Raw genomic sequence first — 15529 nt, forward strand, 5'->3', positions numbered from 1 at the left:
TGCGGCCGGCCTGTGATGATCGGACCCGCCGTGCGTGCCGTGGTGAGGTCGTGCGTGGCGCCGGGCAGGGCAGGCGAGGTTCGCGCCGGCCGACCGGCGGGACCGGCCGGCACCTGGACGTTCATGCCGTGGCGTCTGTGCTTGCCCGAGTAGTACGGCTGCTGGTCGGCCAGGCGGTCGAGGGGAATCAGTGTGCCGTCGAGGACGGCGTAGGCCGGCAGGCTCGCGCGTAAGACGGCGGCTTTCTCATCTGATGGTCTGCACCATCAGGTTGATAAGTCTCATTAAAGCCGTTTGCTCCGATTTTCAGCGAACTGACAACGCTTTTATGGCCGTTAATAACTCTCCGGGCCGCCGACCCGAATTTCGAGCACGACAAAAAATAGTCAGCGATATTGTAAGTCCGGCCGCAGCGGCACACACTCGGTGACAAGCAGGCCCGCCCCAGATTTTGGAGCCACAATGGACCGAGCTGTAACCGGAATTCACGAGCGTAGAAAATCGATGATCCGGCGCCTCACATCCGCCGTCATCACGGTGCTCGCCGTGGCATTCCTCTGTGTGCCGCCCGCCACCGCCCTCGCGCTGCCGACGCCGAAGGACCTGACGGCCTTCCTCGACCTCGAATGCTTCAAGACCAACCCGTACCAGCCGCCGACCACCACGCTCTCACTGCGGCACATCAACCCTGCACTCAGCACCCTGCCGATCGAGACCGTCACCCTCGGCCAGCGTGAGCAGCTGTGCGTCCCGGTCGCCAAGAACACCCAGATGCCGCCGTCGCCCGCGCTCGATTTCATCAAGTACATCGACCTGGCCTGCTACAAGATCTCCGGCACCACGGTGACCACGGGTCTCGTGCTCAGCCACCTCAACCCGCTGTTCCAGACCCTGCCGCGCACGCAGATCTCCATGAACACCCCGCAGCAGCTGTGCGTGCCGGTCATCAAGAACAACATGGCCCCGCCCACCGAGGTGCTGTCGCTCGTCAGCCACATCGACCTCAAGTGCTATGGCATCACCCCCAACAACCCGCTGAACCAGCAGCTGTCTCTGCGCCAGCTCAACCCCGTCCTGACCCCGATAATCCCCACGCACGGCGCGCAGGTCCTCTACGCCCGCCGGCTGTGCGTTCCGGTGCAGAAGGCCGGCGACAACATCCCGAGCGCAGTGTTCAGCATCGTCCGGTGGATCGACCTGGAGAAGTTCGACCTCGTCACCCCGGCCCTGCCCACGGTTTCGCTGACCCTGCGGCACATCAACCCCGTCCTCGCAGGACTCCCGATCGAGCAGGCCACCCTCACAGGCGCCAGCCAGCTGGCCCTGCCGGTCGCTAAGAACGGCAACTTCCCCCCGGGCTGATCCCCTGCCCCGGAGCCCTTCCACCCGTGCGGACGGAAGGGCTCCGCCATTTCCGTCCGACCGTTGGCGGCCCCCATGTCCGGAGAAGCGGCTGCCATGCCTGGCGAAGCGGCTGCCGTCAGGGCATTTGATCTCAGCCGGCTGTTGTTTCACCGGAAGCTTCTTCTCGGCTGACCCACCCCTGATGACCTGCGCCATCGGGTTGGAATCGTAAGGACGACCTGCTTGCCTCGTTCGGCTAACCAACCGGCCAGGAGATCGACCTGTTCCGCTTGGTCGTCTCCTACGGAGATGGTGAACCGAACCCCCATCGCTCTGCCGATCCGGTCAAGCATCTCCAGCGTCGGGACTCCACCGCCCAGCTCAATACACGACAGAGCCGGCTGGGAGATCCCTGCTCGCCTGGCGACCTCGGCCTGAGTCAGGTTCCGCGCCACACGAACCTCACGAAGCCTGTCTCCCAGATCCATGTCCCGGACGGCTCGCGTGTACTCGGGACGCGCTTCGGCCTCAGCGGTACGGCTACGCCGCGAACAGCTTGGGCTGACTCAGGCCGAACTCGCCGAGCGCACAGGGTTGAAGCAGCCCGCGGTGGCGCGGTTCGAGGCGGGTGGGACGATGCCGACGATTCCGGTGCTGGAGAGGCTTGCGGAGGCGTTGGAGATGCGGCTCAGTGTCCAGTTCCAGCCGTTGCGCGAGACTAGCTGATCTGTTGAAGAGGTGCCGAAGCCATCGGGTACGCAACGGGCATGGATGGTTGTTGAGGCTCTGGTAAAGATCAAGGCCCGGGCTGCGATCAGACCCGTGATCTGGTCTTTGAAGTGGAGCGGATGACGGGAATCGAACCCACGCTGTCAGCTTGGGAGTTGCACCGATCACGCTCCCTGGAGCAGGGCATTGCTGGTCGCAGATGTTGTCGGCGAGGTCGTGAGTGACCGTGGCTGACCGCTCCTCACCCTGATTAATGGCCCGACGATCAGCCGGTCACCCGGGGCTGTCGTGCATCGTCGATTCCGCGCGGAAGATCTCCCTTGCCGGGGCTCATGCAGTAGGCGACACTGCACCGTGCACTCAGAAGAGCAAGCCAAACAGGTGGTCGACGAGTTGAGGGGCCATATCTACACTGCATCGCGCGACGGCACCCTCGACGCCGAACCCGTCCTCGAGCTGGCCTCCTCGCTGGATGAGTGGGGCGTGAGCACTCCGGCGACGCGGGAACTCCTCGGACGCCCCGCTGCTCATCTGACCACGGCCGACCTGACCCGCCTGGGCGAGAGCCTTCTCGGCGACACCAACTTCGAGCCGGCCTTCGCCCTTGAACCCAGTCTGTGGGCGACGTTGAAGCACGCGCTAGAGGTCGTGGAGCGCGACGTTCGCAGCGGAGGAATCAACGGTGCGCTCCGCTTGGTCACTCACGACTGGGACGGTAGCCGCCATGCTTGGGTGGAGTTCCAGGGTAGCTACCACGGCAACGGCATCCCGCCCATCGTGGGAAACGACGCTCAGGGGGCGCTCGCGGAGGTCGCTGATGCCGTCCAAGAAACGATCATGGAGCTGATCTGGAAAGTCTGGCCTGTCTGCGCCACGCATGATCGTGGCCTGCGCGCCGAACTGGAACATGTGGAGTTGCCCCGGTTCGGTAGACACATCAGGGCTTTCGGCTACGCGGCAGCATAGTCGTCTTCTTGAATGGGCTTGAGGGCTTGGCGTCGCTCATATTCGGCCGGGCTGAGCTGGCCGTTAGCGGAGTGACGGCGGCGTGGATTGTAGAAGCCCTCGATGTAGGCGAACACCGCGCGCCCGGCCTCTGACCTGGTGTGGAAAGTCCGCCGGTCGATCAGCTCGCACTCCAGCGAGGCGAAGAAGCTCTCGGTGATCGCGTTATCAAAGCACGTGCCGGTGCGGCCGGTGGAGGGGCGCACGCCGGCCTGCGCACACCGCTGGCCGAACGCAATCGACGTATATTGACCGCCCTTGTCGCTGTGATGGATCACCCCGGCGTCAGGGCAGCGCTGACCAACCGCCATCGCCAGGGCATCGGTGACCAGTTCGGTGCGCATGTGCTCGGCCATCGCCCAACCAACGATCCTGCGGGAGAAGACATCCAAGACGACCGCGAGGTAAAGGAAGCCCTGCCACGTCGGCACATACGTGATATCGGCGGTCCAGATCCGGTTCGGCTCGTCGGCTTCGAACGTCCGCCTCACCAGGTCTGAGGCGGCAGCCGCCTTCCTATCCGTAATCGTCGTGCGACAGCCCCGACGCCGAGACACTCCGGCCAGCCCGGCCGCGCGCATCAGCCGGGCCACCCGCTTGCGGCCCACGTTGTCCCCGTCGATCTGGCGCAGGTCGGCGTGGATGCGCGGCGCTCCGTAAATCTCATCGGAGGCCTGATAGTGAGCGTGGATCTTCTCGGTCAGCTCCGCATCGCGACGGGCGCGAGCCGACGGGCCGCGCCCGGCCCAGGCGTAGTAGCCCTGGCGCGACACACCCAGCACCCGGGCCAGCAGGGAGACGCCGTGGTGGTCTTTCTCCGCATGAATCAGCCGGAATCTCATCTCGGCCGATCCGTCTCCCGCGCGAAGAAAACCGCGGCCTTACGCAAGATCTCCTTCTCCTCGCGCAGCAGCTTGACCTCACGACGCAGCCGGGCCAGCTCGTCTTTTTCGGCGCTGGTCAGCCCGTCTTGGCGGCGGCCGTCATCCAGGTCGGCCTGGCGCACCCAGACACGGATCGACTGCGCGGAGGGCTCGAATTCCTTGGCGAGCTCCTCCGGCGACCGTCCCGCGCGCACCAGCTCCACCATCTGCCGGCGAAACTCCGGCGGATAGTTGTTCGGCACAGTGGACTCCTTCTTCCGGGAACCAGGGTTCCTCAGAAATCAGGTGTCCACCAAACCGGGTCAACTCCACATGGGATCGCCGTTTGGCGGTGCACCGGCGATGGAACGCACACCGTCGCGCCGGTCGGTGAACTGCCTTGATCGCGCCGGCCATGCATGGAGATGTGCGCGGGAGTACGGACAGACGACCACTACCCGGCTCGTCGATCGCCCCAGGCCATCTACGAAGGCAAGCCCACACGGGGCGATCGTAGGGCTGTACTCGTGCGGCGGCGTGGCGCTGGGGTCGGCGAGTTCGCTCGGGTCGGCGGGTGGCCGGCATCCCGCAGACCATCGTCCCGGCGCTCGGGAGCACATCGCCGCCTACGTCCAGGACGAGCCCGGCGCGCTCATGTTCCCCGACGCGAAGGGCGGCCCCTCCGGGGCAGCGGCTTCAACACCCGCACGCGCTGGGTGGACGTCGTCAAGGAGATGGGTATCCCCGGTCTCCACTTCCACGATCTTCGGCACACGGGCAACACGTTCGCCGCCGAGTCCGGCGCGGGGCTCAAGGAGCTCATGGCCCGGATGGGGCACGACGAGGTCAGAGCTGCCATGATCTACCAGCGCGCCGTAGGCGGTGCGGACAAGGCGATCACCGATGCGATTGACCAGCATGTCGGCGAGCGGTCGAATGACCGAGAGGACCGAACAGGCTGACCGTGAGTACGGTCGGCGCTTTTATCCAGGTCAAGCATGGAGCCGGAATGACGAAGCCCCATAAGCCCGGTCCCGCCGGGTGCCTTGCTCTCGCCTACTCCGGCCTTGTGCTGGCCCTGGGTGTTTACTCGATCGTGGTTCTGTTGACAGTCCAGGATCCGATCCTGCTGTCCGGGGTGGCGCTCATGTACCTCACGTTCCCCCTCGGCTGGTTGGTCTGGCAGGCATGGGACCTGCTGCCGATCGAGCTGACGAATCCGATCGTGCTCATCCTGCTCCTCATGGGTGCGGGTTGGCTCCAGGCATGGGCGGTCTCGCGCCTCGTGCGGCGGCTGGCTCGCCGGGGTAGAAAGTCCGCCTGATCGCACGCTAATCGCACGGAAGATCGAACAGCGCCAGAAATGATCAGGCCCCGCTCCGGAAGCTCTCTGACCTGGGCCCTCGAGCGTGGAGCGGGTGACGGGAATCGAACCCGCACTGTCAGCCCGGGAAGTGCATGGATCATGGCTGGTAGGGACGCTGGCCTGAGCGCGGGGCCGGTCGTGAGTGACCCTGGTTGCCCCCTCGTCACCCTGGTCGATGGCCCGCTGATGGCCCGGCGACCAACTCGCGGCCTGGTCTTACCAGTACAGCGTCCACATCTTGCCCCTTGACCGTCTCGTCCGCCTCGGTCTACCTGCGGGAGAATCGGACTGGGGTCAGCTGTCCGGCTGGAGCACTTGGTTGCTTTGCGTGGCAAGTTGCGCGAGCTGCGTTTCCACCTTGAACGAGAGGCGGTGCGCGTCAGCTACTGGGCCGCACCGGGCAGGCGGATCATCCTTTTGACGGTGTTCCGTAAGCAGCGGATGCGTGAGACTGCCGAGGTCGAGCGTGCGTGGCGGGTCATGCGGCGATGTATCGCTGGGGCTCACACGGCAGATGAGGAGTGAGCGGAATGGGCGAACGCAAGAGGTGGGCCGACAAGCGGGAAGAAATCATGAGTCGTCCCGGCGCGGGGGCCGCGTACGAAGCGGCGCGGATCCGTTTCGAGCTTGGTGAAGCGGTACGGCTACGCCGCGAACAGCTTGGGCTGACTCATGAATCGCCCCGGGTTCGGTGGAGACTCTGATGTGTCCCGAGTTTTGTGGAGCCGCGTTCCTGGATCCGCTGAAGACCGGTCGTACCGTGCGGCGGCCATCGGTCGCCCCACCCCCGCCAAGCCTGCCGCATCCGTAGGTCGACGATCCCCTGAGCCGTGTGTCAGGGGTGAGCCGGGGGCTTCTCTGGGAGATCACCGATTCGCTCGGCGCACCTCCGGTCAGAGGATTGCCCCATGCAAAGCGTTTCGGGCAGATCCCCCCACCGTAGGCCGACTGTCGGCACGTTCATTCTTCCCGGAGCGCCGCTGGCGATGAGTCTCTACGGCGTCATCCGGCTCCTGAGCGACCAGTACGGGCCCGGCATCGCCTGGTCCACCGGGCATGCGTTGCTCCTGCTCGGCGCGCTCGGGTTCATCCCGGTCTTCCTCTTCCTCGGCACGTTCGCCTCCGGTTCCGGCCGCGCCAGCCGGATCAACGCCGCCGTCGGCGCGGTGCTGGGTGTTCTCGGCTCGGTCTCCGTGGCGGTCCAGGCGGCGATCGACCTGTATGCGGCCGCGGTCTCCGGCACGCAGACGGAGATGGTGCAGTGGCAGCTCCAGTTCCAGAGCCAGCCGCTGGTGATGCCCCTGATCTACAGCGTCGTCCCGATGTGCCTTTACCTCGGCCTGATCTACCTGGCCGGCGTACTCGCCTTCGCCCGCCCGCGACCGGTCCCGGTCTGGATTCCGATCACGCTCGTACTGGGAGTCGTGGCCATGTTGCTGGGCCTGGATTTCATATCGCTCGGCACGTTGCTGCTCGCCGTCGCCCTGGCTCCGCTGGCGAGGTTCTACAAGGCTGACCGGATCTCGCATGGCGGTGGGGTACGGCAGGCTGCGGAGCGCAGCGTGCGGCTCCCGTAGCGAGATGTAATGACCTGCGAGACCATCGAGCCCGGAGTGCTTCCTTCTGACTCCATGATCTGAATTCTCGCTTGGGCATACGAGAGCGAACATGGGCGAAGTGCCAAGTGGCATCGAGTCGTTGTCCGTCCGTGGCCGTCTTCCACAACGATTGTTCTTACTGAGCTTGTAGGCGCGATGTCGTCGGGGCTGACGACGGCTCCGCGCTGACCTGCTGTTCCGCTTCAGGAGTCCAAAGGTTTCCGCCGCCGGCTGCTGCGCGCTACTGGCTCCTCTGGGTCAGCGCTGGGTGGTCCGAACACCCTGACTAGTCTGGCGGCCATGTTCATACTCGAACTCACCTATATCGCCCCTGCCGAACGTGTCGATATCGTCTTGGCGGATCACGTCGCGTGGCTAGAGAAGCAGTACGAGGCTGGAGTTTTCATCGCCTCAGGCCGCAAGGTTCCGCGCGACGGTGGAGTGATCGTCGCTGTCGGCGAGGACCGCGCGGCCATCGAGGCCCTCGTGGCGACCGACCCCTTCACCGTTGAGAAGGTGGCAAACTACCGAATCATCGAGTTCCTCGCCACCAAGACAGCTCCGTCCCTGTCCTCCTATCGCCAGCAGCCCCTGCCGATCTGACCGGGTCCGGACCGGCGGTCAGGGGCGGCGGAGGCTCGGCGCCGGACCGGCAGTAGGCGGTGGAACTGGATCGTCTTCCTGTCCTTGAGGGAATCGTCGTCGGCATGTTGGGGGCCTTGGGGGACCGGCCGCAGCCTGGAGCCGGACACCACGCCCTTGGTGTGCCGTAATCCCATCCTGAAGGCTGAGCGCCTACCGACTGCCCGGCTACGCCCCCGATCCCAACCCGGTCGAGGGCATCTGGTCACTGCTTTGCCGTGGTCCCTTGGCTAACGTGGCTTTCAGTGATCCCGACCACTTGGCCCGCGTCCTTAGAGGCCCTAACGCAATGAACGTTGGAGACGTCGCCGGCAGATAGGAGTTTCAATAGGTTTGCCGCCGGCCTGCCCGGTCGGATAGGAAGCTTGCATGCTAAAGGGCAGTAAGGTCGGGCTCAGGGCCCGGCACGAGGGTGACATCCCGATCCTGCAGGCCGAGCTCTACGACGACGTGGTCACCCACTCGCGGGCCCAAGGCCAGCCGTGGCGGCCGATCACGCCTGGCTCGAAGGACTCGCAGCTCGTGGTGGACGACAAGGAGCAGGGGCACGTCCCGTTCTCCGTGGTGGAGCTGGACGGCGGCACGCTGGTCGGCACCGCGACGCTGTGGGGCATCGACAACCACAACCGGTCCGCGCACATCGGGCTGGGGCTACTGCCGTCCTCCCGCGGCAAGGGCTACGGCACCGACGTGGTCGCGGTGCTGTGCCACTACGGGTTCGTCGTGCGCGGCCTGCAGCGACTGCAGATCGAGACGCTGTCGGACAACGCCGCGATGCTGCGCTCCGCCGAGCGCAACGGCTTTGTCCGCGAGGGCGTGCTGCGCTCCTCGGCCTGGGTGATGGGCGAGTTCCTGGACGAGGTGCTGCTCGGGCTCCTCGTCCAGGACTGGAAGCCGGACTCGAAGGGCTAGGCTGCCGCCCGACGGTCAAGGGCGGGCCGCGGAGCCGACATGGACGGCCGAGGGTCAGGACGGCTCATTTCGTTAGGAGCTCTAAGCCGGAAGCGCCGCCGGACGACCTGCGAACCAGACGCGCCTTCACACCTTCTCGTGCTGGCTCGTCGGATTGATCTGGCTTGTCGTGCGGACATAGCGGTTACTGGCCAGCACGCTCACGAGCGAGAGCGCGGCGAGCGCGACGAGCCAGAACGCCGGCGCGAGGGGCGTGCCGAGGGTTGCGAGCAGCCAGGTGACGGCGACCGGTGTGAGGCCGCCGAAGAGGACGGCACCCACGTTGTAACTGAGGGACAGGCCGGTTCCCCTGGCCGTGGTCGGAAAGAGCTCGGCCATGCGGGCGGCGAGGGGCCCGGTGTACCAGGGTTTGATCAGCCCCATCAGCGTCATGACGATGGCCATCGTGGCAAAACTCGGCGCGGCTTGGAGGAGCAGGAACAGCGGGATGCCGGAGATGGCGATGCCCACCGCCGCGATGATGAGCATCTTGGTCCGGCCGATGACGTCGGAGACGTGGCCGGCGAGCGGAGCGATCAGCACCATGATGGAGCCGGTGATGATGACAGTGGTGAAGCTGGCCGACGCGGGCAGATCGTATTGCCGGATGGCGTACGTCGGCATGTAGGTGATCAGATAGGAGTAGGCGGTGGACACTGCGAGAATCCCGATGCAGAGCGCCATCCTGGTCTTGTGTGAGCGGAGTGTCTGTGCCACGGGCTGCTTGAGCTGGTGAGCCTGGCGCGCCTGGCTGAACTCCGGTGTCTCGCTGAGGTTCTTGCGGATGTAATAGCCGACAGGGCCGAGCAGCAGACCGACCGCGAAGGGAACTCGCCAGCCCCACGCCTCGAACTGCGCGTCAGTCAGGGTGCTGCTGGTGATCGCGAGCAGCAGGGTGGCCAGAACTGTGGCGAACGCCTGGCTGGCGCCCTGCCAACTGGCCATGAAGCCGCGCCGGTCGGCGTTCTGCTCGACGAGATAGCCCGTGGCGCTGCCGAACTCTCCACCCGCGGAGAAGCCTTGCAGCAGCATCGCGAGCACCATGGCGATCGGCGCGGCGATACCGATCGTGTCGTAGCTGGGCAGGAACGTGATGATCAGTGTGGCGAGCACCATGATGCGGATGGAGACCATCAGCGCGGGCATCCGGCCCGCACGGTCGGCGTAGGCGCCGAGCACGAGCGCGCCGACCGGGCGGATGACATAGGCCAGTGCGACGGTGCCGAATGCCAGGAGCAGTGAGCTTTTCTCATCCCGGCTGGGAAAGAATTGTTCCGCGATGGTGCTGCCGGCCAGGGTGTACGCAGTGAAGCTGAGCCATTCCAAAGCGTTCCCGACCGATGCTGCGGCCACGGGCCGCCACCTGCCGGTCATATTGCACCACCGATGCTGCGCAGGACCGCGGCCGCGGTCACGATGCCGTCATGGAATCGGGCGAGTTCGAAGTTCTCGTTGGGAGCGTGGTTGCGTTCGTCGACGTTGGCCAGCGGAATGCCATAGCAGGGTAGTCCGAGCCCCTCGGTGATGCCCGCGATCGGCAGGCTGCCTCCCATCGCGGGCGCGAACAGCGCTGACTTGTCCGCCGTGGCGCTCACCCCATCGAGCACCGCCTGCGCGTAGGGCGCGTCCGGCAAGGTACGCGAGGGCTCCATCATGGCTTTGAAGACGACCTCGGCATGCGGAAGCCGGGCCGTCACGTGCTTGCGCACCGCATCGACGACCGTGGCGGTCCGTTGGCCGCAGGCGAGCCGCATGTCACAACGGGCGATCGCGATCGACGGGATCACCGACCGGTGCTCCTGATTGTCCAGGCACGTGAGCGAGTTGATGGTGAAGGTGGGCAATGCCAACCGCTCGTTGACCCCGGCATCGCCGTACGCGTCCATGCGGTCGAGCCCGACTCCGGCGAGTAGCTCCTGTGGGGCCACGGGCAGCGCGTCGAGTGCCGCACGCTCGGCCGTGGTCAACTCCGTGGTGCCGGCGTCGTAGCCCTCGACGAGGATGCGCCCATCGGGTGCCCGCATCGTCGACAGCAGCCACACCAGCTCCCACGCCGGGTTGGCCGCGACGTTGCCCCAGTTCCCCGAGTGCAAGGCGGTATCCGCGCCACGGACCGTGATCTCGAAACTCACCGCACCGCGCACGCCGAGCAACACCGTCGGCTCGTAGCTGTCGTGAACCGGCCCGTCGCTCCACACCGCGACGTCCGCGTCGAGGTCCGTACGCATCCCTGCGAGCGTGGCCGCGAGGTGCGGACTGCCGATTTCCTCCTCACCGTCGAGCAGCACCGTCACCGAGCAGGGCAGCCCCTCCTTGCTCGCGCGCAGCGCGCGCACGGCGAGCAACTGTGCGAAATGCTGCCCCTTGTTGTCGCCTGTGCCGCGCCCATACATCCGGCCGTCACGGATCGCGGCCTCGAACGGCGGGCTGTCCCACTGCTCGAGCGGGCCAGGTGGCTGCACGTCGTAGTGCCCGTAGATCACTACGTGCGGGCTGCCCTCGGGACCCGGCGCGTGACCAGCCACCAGCGGCCACCCGCCGGTCTCGACGATTCGCGGCGTGAGACCACTTGCGGCCAGCAATCTCTTGGCGTGCTCGGTTGCCTCCGGCATGCCCTCCCCGGTGGCACTGACGCTCGGCACCTCGATCCAGTCGGCCAGCTCCTGTTCGTGTCGCGCCCGGTTACGTGCCACGTAGTCCTTGATGTCCTCGATCGACATGCCACCGCCCCTTGCGATTGCCTCCATAAAGTGAAATCGATCCCAATAATCGACATCGGTTATACTGCTGTCAATGGCTGAACCAACGCTGTCGATGGCTGAACCGGAACCGCGTCGGCGGGCGACCCCGCAAGACCTGCGCGCCCTGACACACCCGCTGAGCTGGCGGATTCTGCGCCTCTGCCTAGAGAGACCACAGACCAACCAGCAGCTCGCACAGCGGCTCGGCGTCTCGCCGGCCACGCTGCTGCGCCGAGTGCGATCCCTCACCGACGCCGGCTTCCTCACCGTCGAGCCACCCCGTCAGGGCGAACACGGAGCATGGGAACGCCCGTACCGCGCCACCGGTGCGACCTGGCGTCTCGATCTCGGTACGGACGCGGATCAACTGACCGCTCAGATCGACCTGGCCATCGTCGATGCCCACCGTGCTGAACTCGTCGAGAGCGGCCCGACCCCCAGCCGGCACACCCGACGCGCGATCCTGCACCTCGACGCCGCGACCCGCGCGGAACTCGACCAGCGGATCGACGCCCTCCTCGGCGAATTCGAGAACCGATCCACGCCGGATGGCACGCCGATATCCGTCCTGTGGAACGCGATCGAGCAGCGAAACACGCCGTAGGGCGGGCGCACCGGCCGAACCCCTCGACTGGGGTTTGGGGCGGAGCCCCAATCAGACGCTGTCTGAGGTCATCGGCGCGAAGCACCTCAACGTGAAGGCGATGCAGTTGGGCCGGGATGTGGGGGACCGCGCCCCCGCATGGACGCAGTCTGATTCCCTAAGGCGCGTAGCGCCCTATGGGAGAAGGCCATGCCGTTGAGCTGGACGAGTATGGGGTGGAGCGGTTGACGGGAATCGAACCCGCGCTGTCAGCTTGGGAAGTGTATGGATCACGATTCGTAGGGCGGCTGGCCTGGGCTTCGGGCCGGTCGTGAGTGACCGCGGTTGACCCCTCGTCACCCTGCCTAATGGCACGACGATCAGCCCATGACCTGGCCTTACCTGCGCGGCGCGCATACCCCGCCCGGCTGATCGTCCCGCCTGCCTCGGCCCACCCGAAGGGCAGCGGGCCGGGGACGGAGGCGCAAGCCCGTCTTCGTGTGTACGTTCACCGGCCGCCGTTCCTCGGTCATCGGTTGCCCTGCGGTCACAGACGGGCTTGTGCCGGAGGAGCCGGTCTGCTGGGCTCTGCCTGGGTCGTGGCAGGCGGGGTGATCAGGCTCCACCTCAGCCATCTACGGTCTTCGGCAGTGCATGGGCGATCATCCCGGAGCCGAAGACCCCCGCCGGGGGCATATCTTTCGTACGATCGAAGAATGAGTGATCAAGAAGCTGGGGGAGTTTCAGCGACCAAGCGAGTTGTTTCTGTCAGTGCGGTTCTGATTGGAGACCTACTCCTTCTATTGATGGCGGGATGGGTTAAAAGCAGTGTTCACCTCCGGGGGGAGCTCTGTGATGGGGCCAGCGTGTGGTGTGACGGGCGAGGAGACCCGACTCCCACCGAATGGCTGGCGGAAATGAATTTCCGTTCCGCTGCCGCTTACACGTTATCGGCGGCCGTGGCCTTGATTCTGTTGGTGGTTGCTGCTGTGGCGTGGAGGCGTCGCCGAAGGGACATCGCGTTGGTGCAGGTCTTTCCGCTCCTGCTGGTTGCCGCGTTCGTCATCACCTGGACGCCGTACACACCTGTGTGACATTAGACGAGGCCGAAGCGGCCGGGATATCCGAAAGGCATCGACAAAGCCAGGGTCTGGCTGCGAAGCTCTTGCCCCGAGTGGCGGCGTGGCCTCGTGCGGCGGGTCGGATGGGTACGGCGGGCGCTGGGTGCGGCGCGCGGCCCTGAGTCCCGCCGCCGTCCGGGACCGGCGCCCACGCCGCACGCTCGGGCGGCGTTCGGGCGGCGGGCCGTGCGGCGGCGCGGAGACTCCAGCACCTCGTGCGATCCGAAATTTTTGTCATCGAGGCGGGAGTCAGCTCACTCTCCTGCGTTAGGGAGATCGCTACCAAACTCCCGCGCGGCGGCCTTGTTCCAGGCCGGAGCTTCGTCGTCAACGGGGATTGGCCTACTAAGCGTAACTCCGAGAAGATCCTGAAATAGCTGCTTGCGATCTTCTATCGTAAGCTGAAATTCCCGGCTCACACTCAAATATGTCCCGGCTATCCGTTCCCATAAATGGATTTCTCCATCCCTGAAATCAGGGTGATCTCGCTGGAAGTCGGAAATCATCTCTTCCCACTCTTGTGGGAAGACCTCCATTAGAGCTTGCTGCATGAGTTTGATCCGCCATAGTTGATGTTGAGTTAGAGGCTCTCGCAAGAATGGCCATCCTTCAAGGTTCCCTATGGGAACTGCCATCTTCTCTGCGGATCTCTCTGCAGCATGCTTCCGCGCCAGTTCTCTGTAGCGCCCAGGCGCTACGACTTCCATAATTTCAAGGGCAACATGGAGTGGCGTTTTATCGTTGGCAACGAGAGCTATTTTGTCTGCCAAACGTGGACTGTATTTCAGAACCTCATCCCGGGTAATGTTGTACCAGACCGGCAGTATCCTCTTTGGATTTCCCGACTCCAAGGCAACCAAACTTCTGAATTCATATTCTGCCCACGGCTTACGAATGAAGTTAGGGCTGATCACTACAACGCCGTATTTGGATTCCAAAAGACCTTTATCGATGGAGGCCGATAGACTATCCCCGATGGTCAGAGTAAACTCGTCATACCATATAGATAAACTTAAATTCCTAAACGCATCAGCGAGAGGGCGAACGAGGCTATCCTTGTCTTCCCAAGCGTGCGATATGAAAAGATCACGCTTTGCCATAAAATCTCCCTACACCAGGTCGTCTATCTCTATCGAAGAAGTATTCGATGCATGCTAGTCAAGCAGGTCTGATCTTCTTAGGCTGAGAGCTTGCCTCGCGATGACATAGCGCTCATGGAACTCTTCAGCCAAAACTTCGCGCCGATAGCGCTGGCGGAGGATACGGTCGAGATCTCCGGCGCGATGGACAAGGTCGGTGAGTGAGCGGCGATCGATGTCGAATGCAGCCATTCCCCGCTCTACGGCAGCATCGAGATCTCCGCGTCGGGCGTGGACGATGCCGAGGTCGATGTGGGCATCGGCTACGCGCATGGGGGCGTTGGAGGTGCCGTCCGGGCGGGTGTGCATCTGGATGGTCTCCAGCGCGTGTTCCTCGGCCCGGTCGTTGTCCTCAAGCCAGGTGTAGGCGGTAGCGGCGTAGAAGACCCACTTGGCGTGGTCGAACACGAAGTGGTGATCTGGGTTGGTGGGAAGCGGAAGCTTGCCCAGGATGTCGGCTCCACGGGTGAGGGCCTTGTCGGCTTCGCGGCGGTCGCCGATGCGGGCCAAGCCGCGGGCCTCTTGCAGGGGGAGTTGCACCATGGCGCTGGATTGGCCGGCGGAGGCCTGGCCCATGCGGGCTGAGGTGACCACGTCTTCGTAGCGGCCTTCGACCAGGGCGAACCACGCCGACATCTCATAGGCCCAGCCCATGAGTTCGCCATGCCCTACCTGTCGGCCCATTTCATAGGCGGCACGGCGGGCAGTCTCGGCCTCCTCGCGCTCTCCCAGGTCGTAGTGAACGCACCCAAGCAACGCGGTCAGCCATCCTGTGATGACCAACAGTTCTCGATGTTGATCGAGAGTGATCCGCCCGCCGAGTAGGCCGTTGACCTGGGCGAGGCGCTTCTGCGTCCGGTCGCGCAACGTGGCGGCCGAAACAACGGGGTAGGCACGGCAGAGCAGATCGACGGCCTCGGCGAGAGCTTCGAGCGTTCCGGTCCCGACGTCGGATGCCTGAAGTTGCTGGGCGAGTTCCATCGTCCCGTACAGGTCGGCCTCGGCCCGGAGCGCATCCATGGGAGGCATCACGGTGGCCTCGATCAGGCGGCTCTGACCACGCCGGTTCTGGCGGAAACCCAAGGCTTCGGGCTGCAAGCCGGTCAACTGGGTGAGGGCGAGCCGGTAGGAGGTATGCGGCCAGGAGACCTCACCGGCCTCCCACCGCCTGATCCGCTCCTCATCGCAATTCAGACGTTCGGCGATACCGGCCGGAGTGGCGTTAATTCGGTCGGCCATATCAGCGCGAGTGAGCTGGTGCTCATTACGCCACGCTCGGAGTTGGACATTCGGGATGTCGTCTGGCATCTCGGGTCTTCCTCGCGGCGGGGGGCTCAAGAGGGGGAAAGAAGGGGGGTTTTTCGGGGGTCCTGCCATTCGTGAATTGCCGGTGGACTTGCCATCAAGCAGCCACGGTACGTCAACCCGCCTTTCGCCACAGGGAGCG

Annotated in this window: 17 protein-coding genes and 1 pseudogene; 11 read left to right on the forward strand and 7 right to left on the reverse strand. The window is 64.8% G+C overall.

Features of this window, described 5'->3' with window-relative positions:
• Window positions 1–32: 32 nt before the first annotated feature.
• Window positions 33–251, reverse strand: a pseudogene (locus ACQPYK_RS04825) (transposase family protein); the annotation flags it as partial.
• 295 nt (window positions 252–546) lie between these two features.
• Here ACQPYK_RS04825 and ACQPYK_RS04830 point away from each other — a divergent pair.
• Window positions 547–1362: a hypothetical protein gene (locus tag ACQPYK_RS04830; protein ID WP_433250822.1), complete on the forward strand. Its 816-nt coding sequence runs from the start codon at window positions 547–549 to the stop codon at window positions 1360–1362.
• A gap of 149 nt (window positions 1363–1511) precedes the next feature.
• Here ACQPYK_RS04830 and ACQPYK_RS04835 read toward each other — a convergent pair whose 3' ends face one another.
• A complete protein-coding gene (locus tag ACQPYK_RS04835; protein WP_433250825.1) occupies window positions 1512–1832 on the reverse strand; it encodes a helix-turn-helix domain-containing protein in 321 nt (106 codons plus the stop codon).
• Between ACQPYK_RS04835 and ACQPYK_RS04840 the strand changes: the two genes are divergently transcribed.
• On the forward strand, window positions 1831–2070 hold the full coding sequence (locus ACQPYK_RS04840; protein ID WP_433250828.1) for a helix-turn-helix domain-containing protein: 240 nt from the start codon (window positions 1831–1833) through the stop codon (window positions 2068–2070). The two genes, ACQPYK_RS04835 and ACQPYK_RS04840, sit on opposite strands and share 2 nt — an antisense overlap.
• Before the next feature lie 384 nt (window positions 2071–2454).
• The gene (locus ACQPYK_RS04845) at window positions 2455–3039 is read left to right on the forward strand and encodes a hypothetical protein (protein WP_433250831.1); all 585 of its coding nucleotides are present in this window, start codon (window positions 2455–2457) and stop codon (window positions 3037–3039) included.
• Here ACQPYK_RS04845 and ACQPYK_RS04850 read toward each other — a convergent pair.
• Window positions 3024–4168 (reverse strand): IS3 family transposase gene (locus ACQPYK_RS04850; protein WP_433258694.1). Its coding sequence is split into 2 segments (ribosomal slippage): window positions 3024–3955 and window positions 3955–4168, totalling 1146 coding nucleotides; the frame shifts between segments, so codons are not numbered across the junction. The two genes, ACQPYK_RS04845 and ACQPYK_RS04850, sit on opposite strands and share 16 nt — an antisense overlap.
• A gap of 489 nt (window positions 4169–4657) precedes the next feature.
• Here ACQPYK_RS04850 and ACQPYK_RS04855 point away from each other — a divergent pair.
• The 6 genes from ACQPYK_RS04855 (at window position 4658) to ACQPYK_RS04880 (ending at window position 8459) form a co-directional block, all read left to right on the forward strand.
• Window positions 4658–4903 carry a tyrosine-type recombinase/integrase gene (locus ACQPYK_RS04855; RefSeq protein WP_433250834.1) on the forward strand — a complete coding sequence of 82 codons (246 nt, stop codon included), beginning with the start codon at window positions 4658–4660 and terminating at the stop codon, window positions 4901–4903.
• Window positions 4904–4950: 47 nt separating this feature from the next.
• Entirely contained in the window at window positions 4951–5265 is a 315-nt protein-coding gene (locus ACQPYK_RS04860) for an SCO4225 family membrane protein (protein WP_433250837.1), read from the forward strand.
• A 357-nt stretch (window positions 5266–5622) separates the two neighbouring features.
• Window positions 5623–5832, forward strand: coding sequence for a type II toxin-antitoxin system RelE/ParE family toxin (locus ACQPYK_RS04865; RefSeq protein ID WP_433250840.1), 210 nt, complete (start codon window positions 5623–5625; stop codon window positions 5830–5832).
• A gap of 461 nt (window positions 5833–6293) precedes the next feature.
• Window positions 6294–6884, forward strand: a complete 591-nt coding sequence (locus tag ACQPYK_RS04870; protein ID WP_433250843.1) for a hypothetical protein — start codon at window positions 6294–6296, stop codon at window positions 6882–6884.
• Between the two features lie 321 nt (window positions 6885–7205).
• Complete coding sequence (locus ACQPYK_RS04875) at window positions 7206–7508, forward strand: YciI family protein (RefSeq protein ID WP_433250846.1); 303 nt, start codon at window positions 7206–7208, stop codon at window positions 7506–7508.
• 408 nt (window positions 7509–7916) lie between these two features.
• Entirely contained in the window at window positions 7917–8459 is a 543-nt protein-coding gene (locus ACQPYK_RS04880) for a GNAT family N-acetyltransferase (protein WP_433250849.1), read from the forward strand.
• Window positions 8460–8585: 126 nt separating this feature from the next.
• On the opposite strand, the gene ACQPYK_RS04885 is transcribed toward ACQPYK_RS04880, so the two are convergent.
• Window positions 8586–9851: an MFS transporter gene (locus ACQPYK_RS04885; protein WP_433250852.1), complete on the reverse strand. Its 1266-nt coding sequence runs from the start codon at window positions 9849–9851 to the stop codon at window positions 8586–8588.
• A 17-nt stretch (window positions 9852–9868) separates the two neighbouring features.
• Window positions 9869–11218, reverse strand: coding sequence for a M20/M25/M40 family metallo-hydrolase (locus ACQPYK_RS04890; RefSeq protein ID WP_433250855.1), 1350 nt, complete (start codon window positions 11216–11218; stop codon window positions 9869–9871).
• A gap of 73 nt (window positions 11219–11291) precedes the next feature.
• Between ACQPYK_RS04890 and ACQPYK_RS04895 the strand changes: the two genes are divergently transcribed.
• Window positions 11292–11843: an ArsR/SmtB family transcription factor gene (locus ACQPYK_RS04895; RefSeq protein WP_433250858.1), complete on the forward strand. Its 552-nt coding sequence runs from the start codon at window positions 11292–11294 to the stop codon at window positions 11841–11843.
• A gap of 695 nt (window positions 11844–12538) precedes the next feature.
• A complete protein-coding gene (locus tag ACQPYK_RS04900; RefSeq protein ID WP_433250861.1) occupies window positions 12539–12916 on the forward strand; it encodes a hypothetical protein in 378 nt (125 codons plus the stop codon).
• Window positions 12917–13197: 281 nt separating this feature from the next.
• Here ACQPYK_RS04900 and ACQPYK_RS04905 read toward each other — a convergent pair whose 3' ends face one another.
• Both ACQPYK_RS04905 and ACQPYK_RS04910 read right to left on the reverse strand, forming a co-directional pair.
• Window positions 13198–14043: a toll/interleukin-1 receptor domain-containing protein gene (locus ACQPYK_RS04905; RefSeq protein ID WP_433250865.1), complete on the reverse strand. Its 846-nt coding sequence runs from the start codon at window positions 14041–14043 to the stop codon at window positions 13198–13200.
• A 54-nt stretch (window positions 14044–14097) separates the two neighbouring features.
• Entirely contained in the window at window positions 14098–15390 is a 1293-nt protein-coding gene (locus ACQPYK_RS04910) for a hypothetical protein (RefSeq protein WP_433250868.1), read from the reverse strand.
• Window positions 15391–15529 lie beyond the last annotated feature (139 nt).

This window comes from Streptosporangium sp. CA-135522 (assembly GCF_050949235.1).
Taxonomy (GTDB): Bacteria; Actinomycetota; Actinomycetes; order Streptosporangiales; family Streptosporangiaceae; genus Streptosporangium.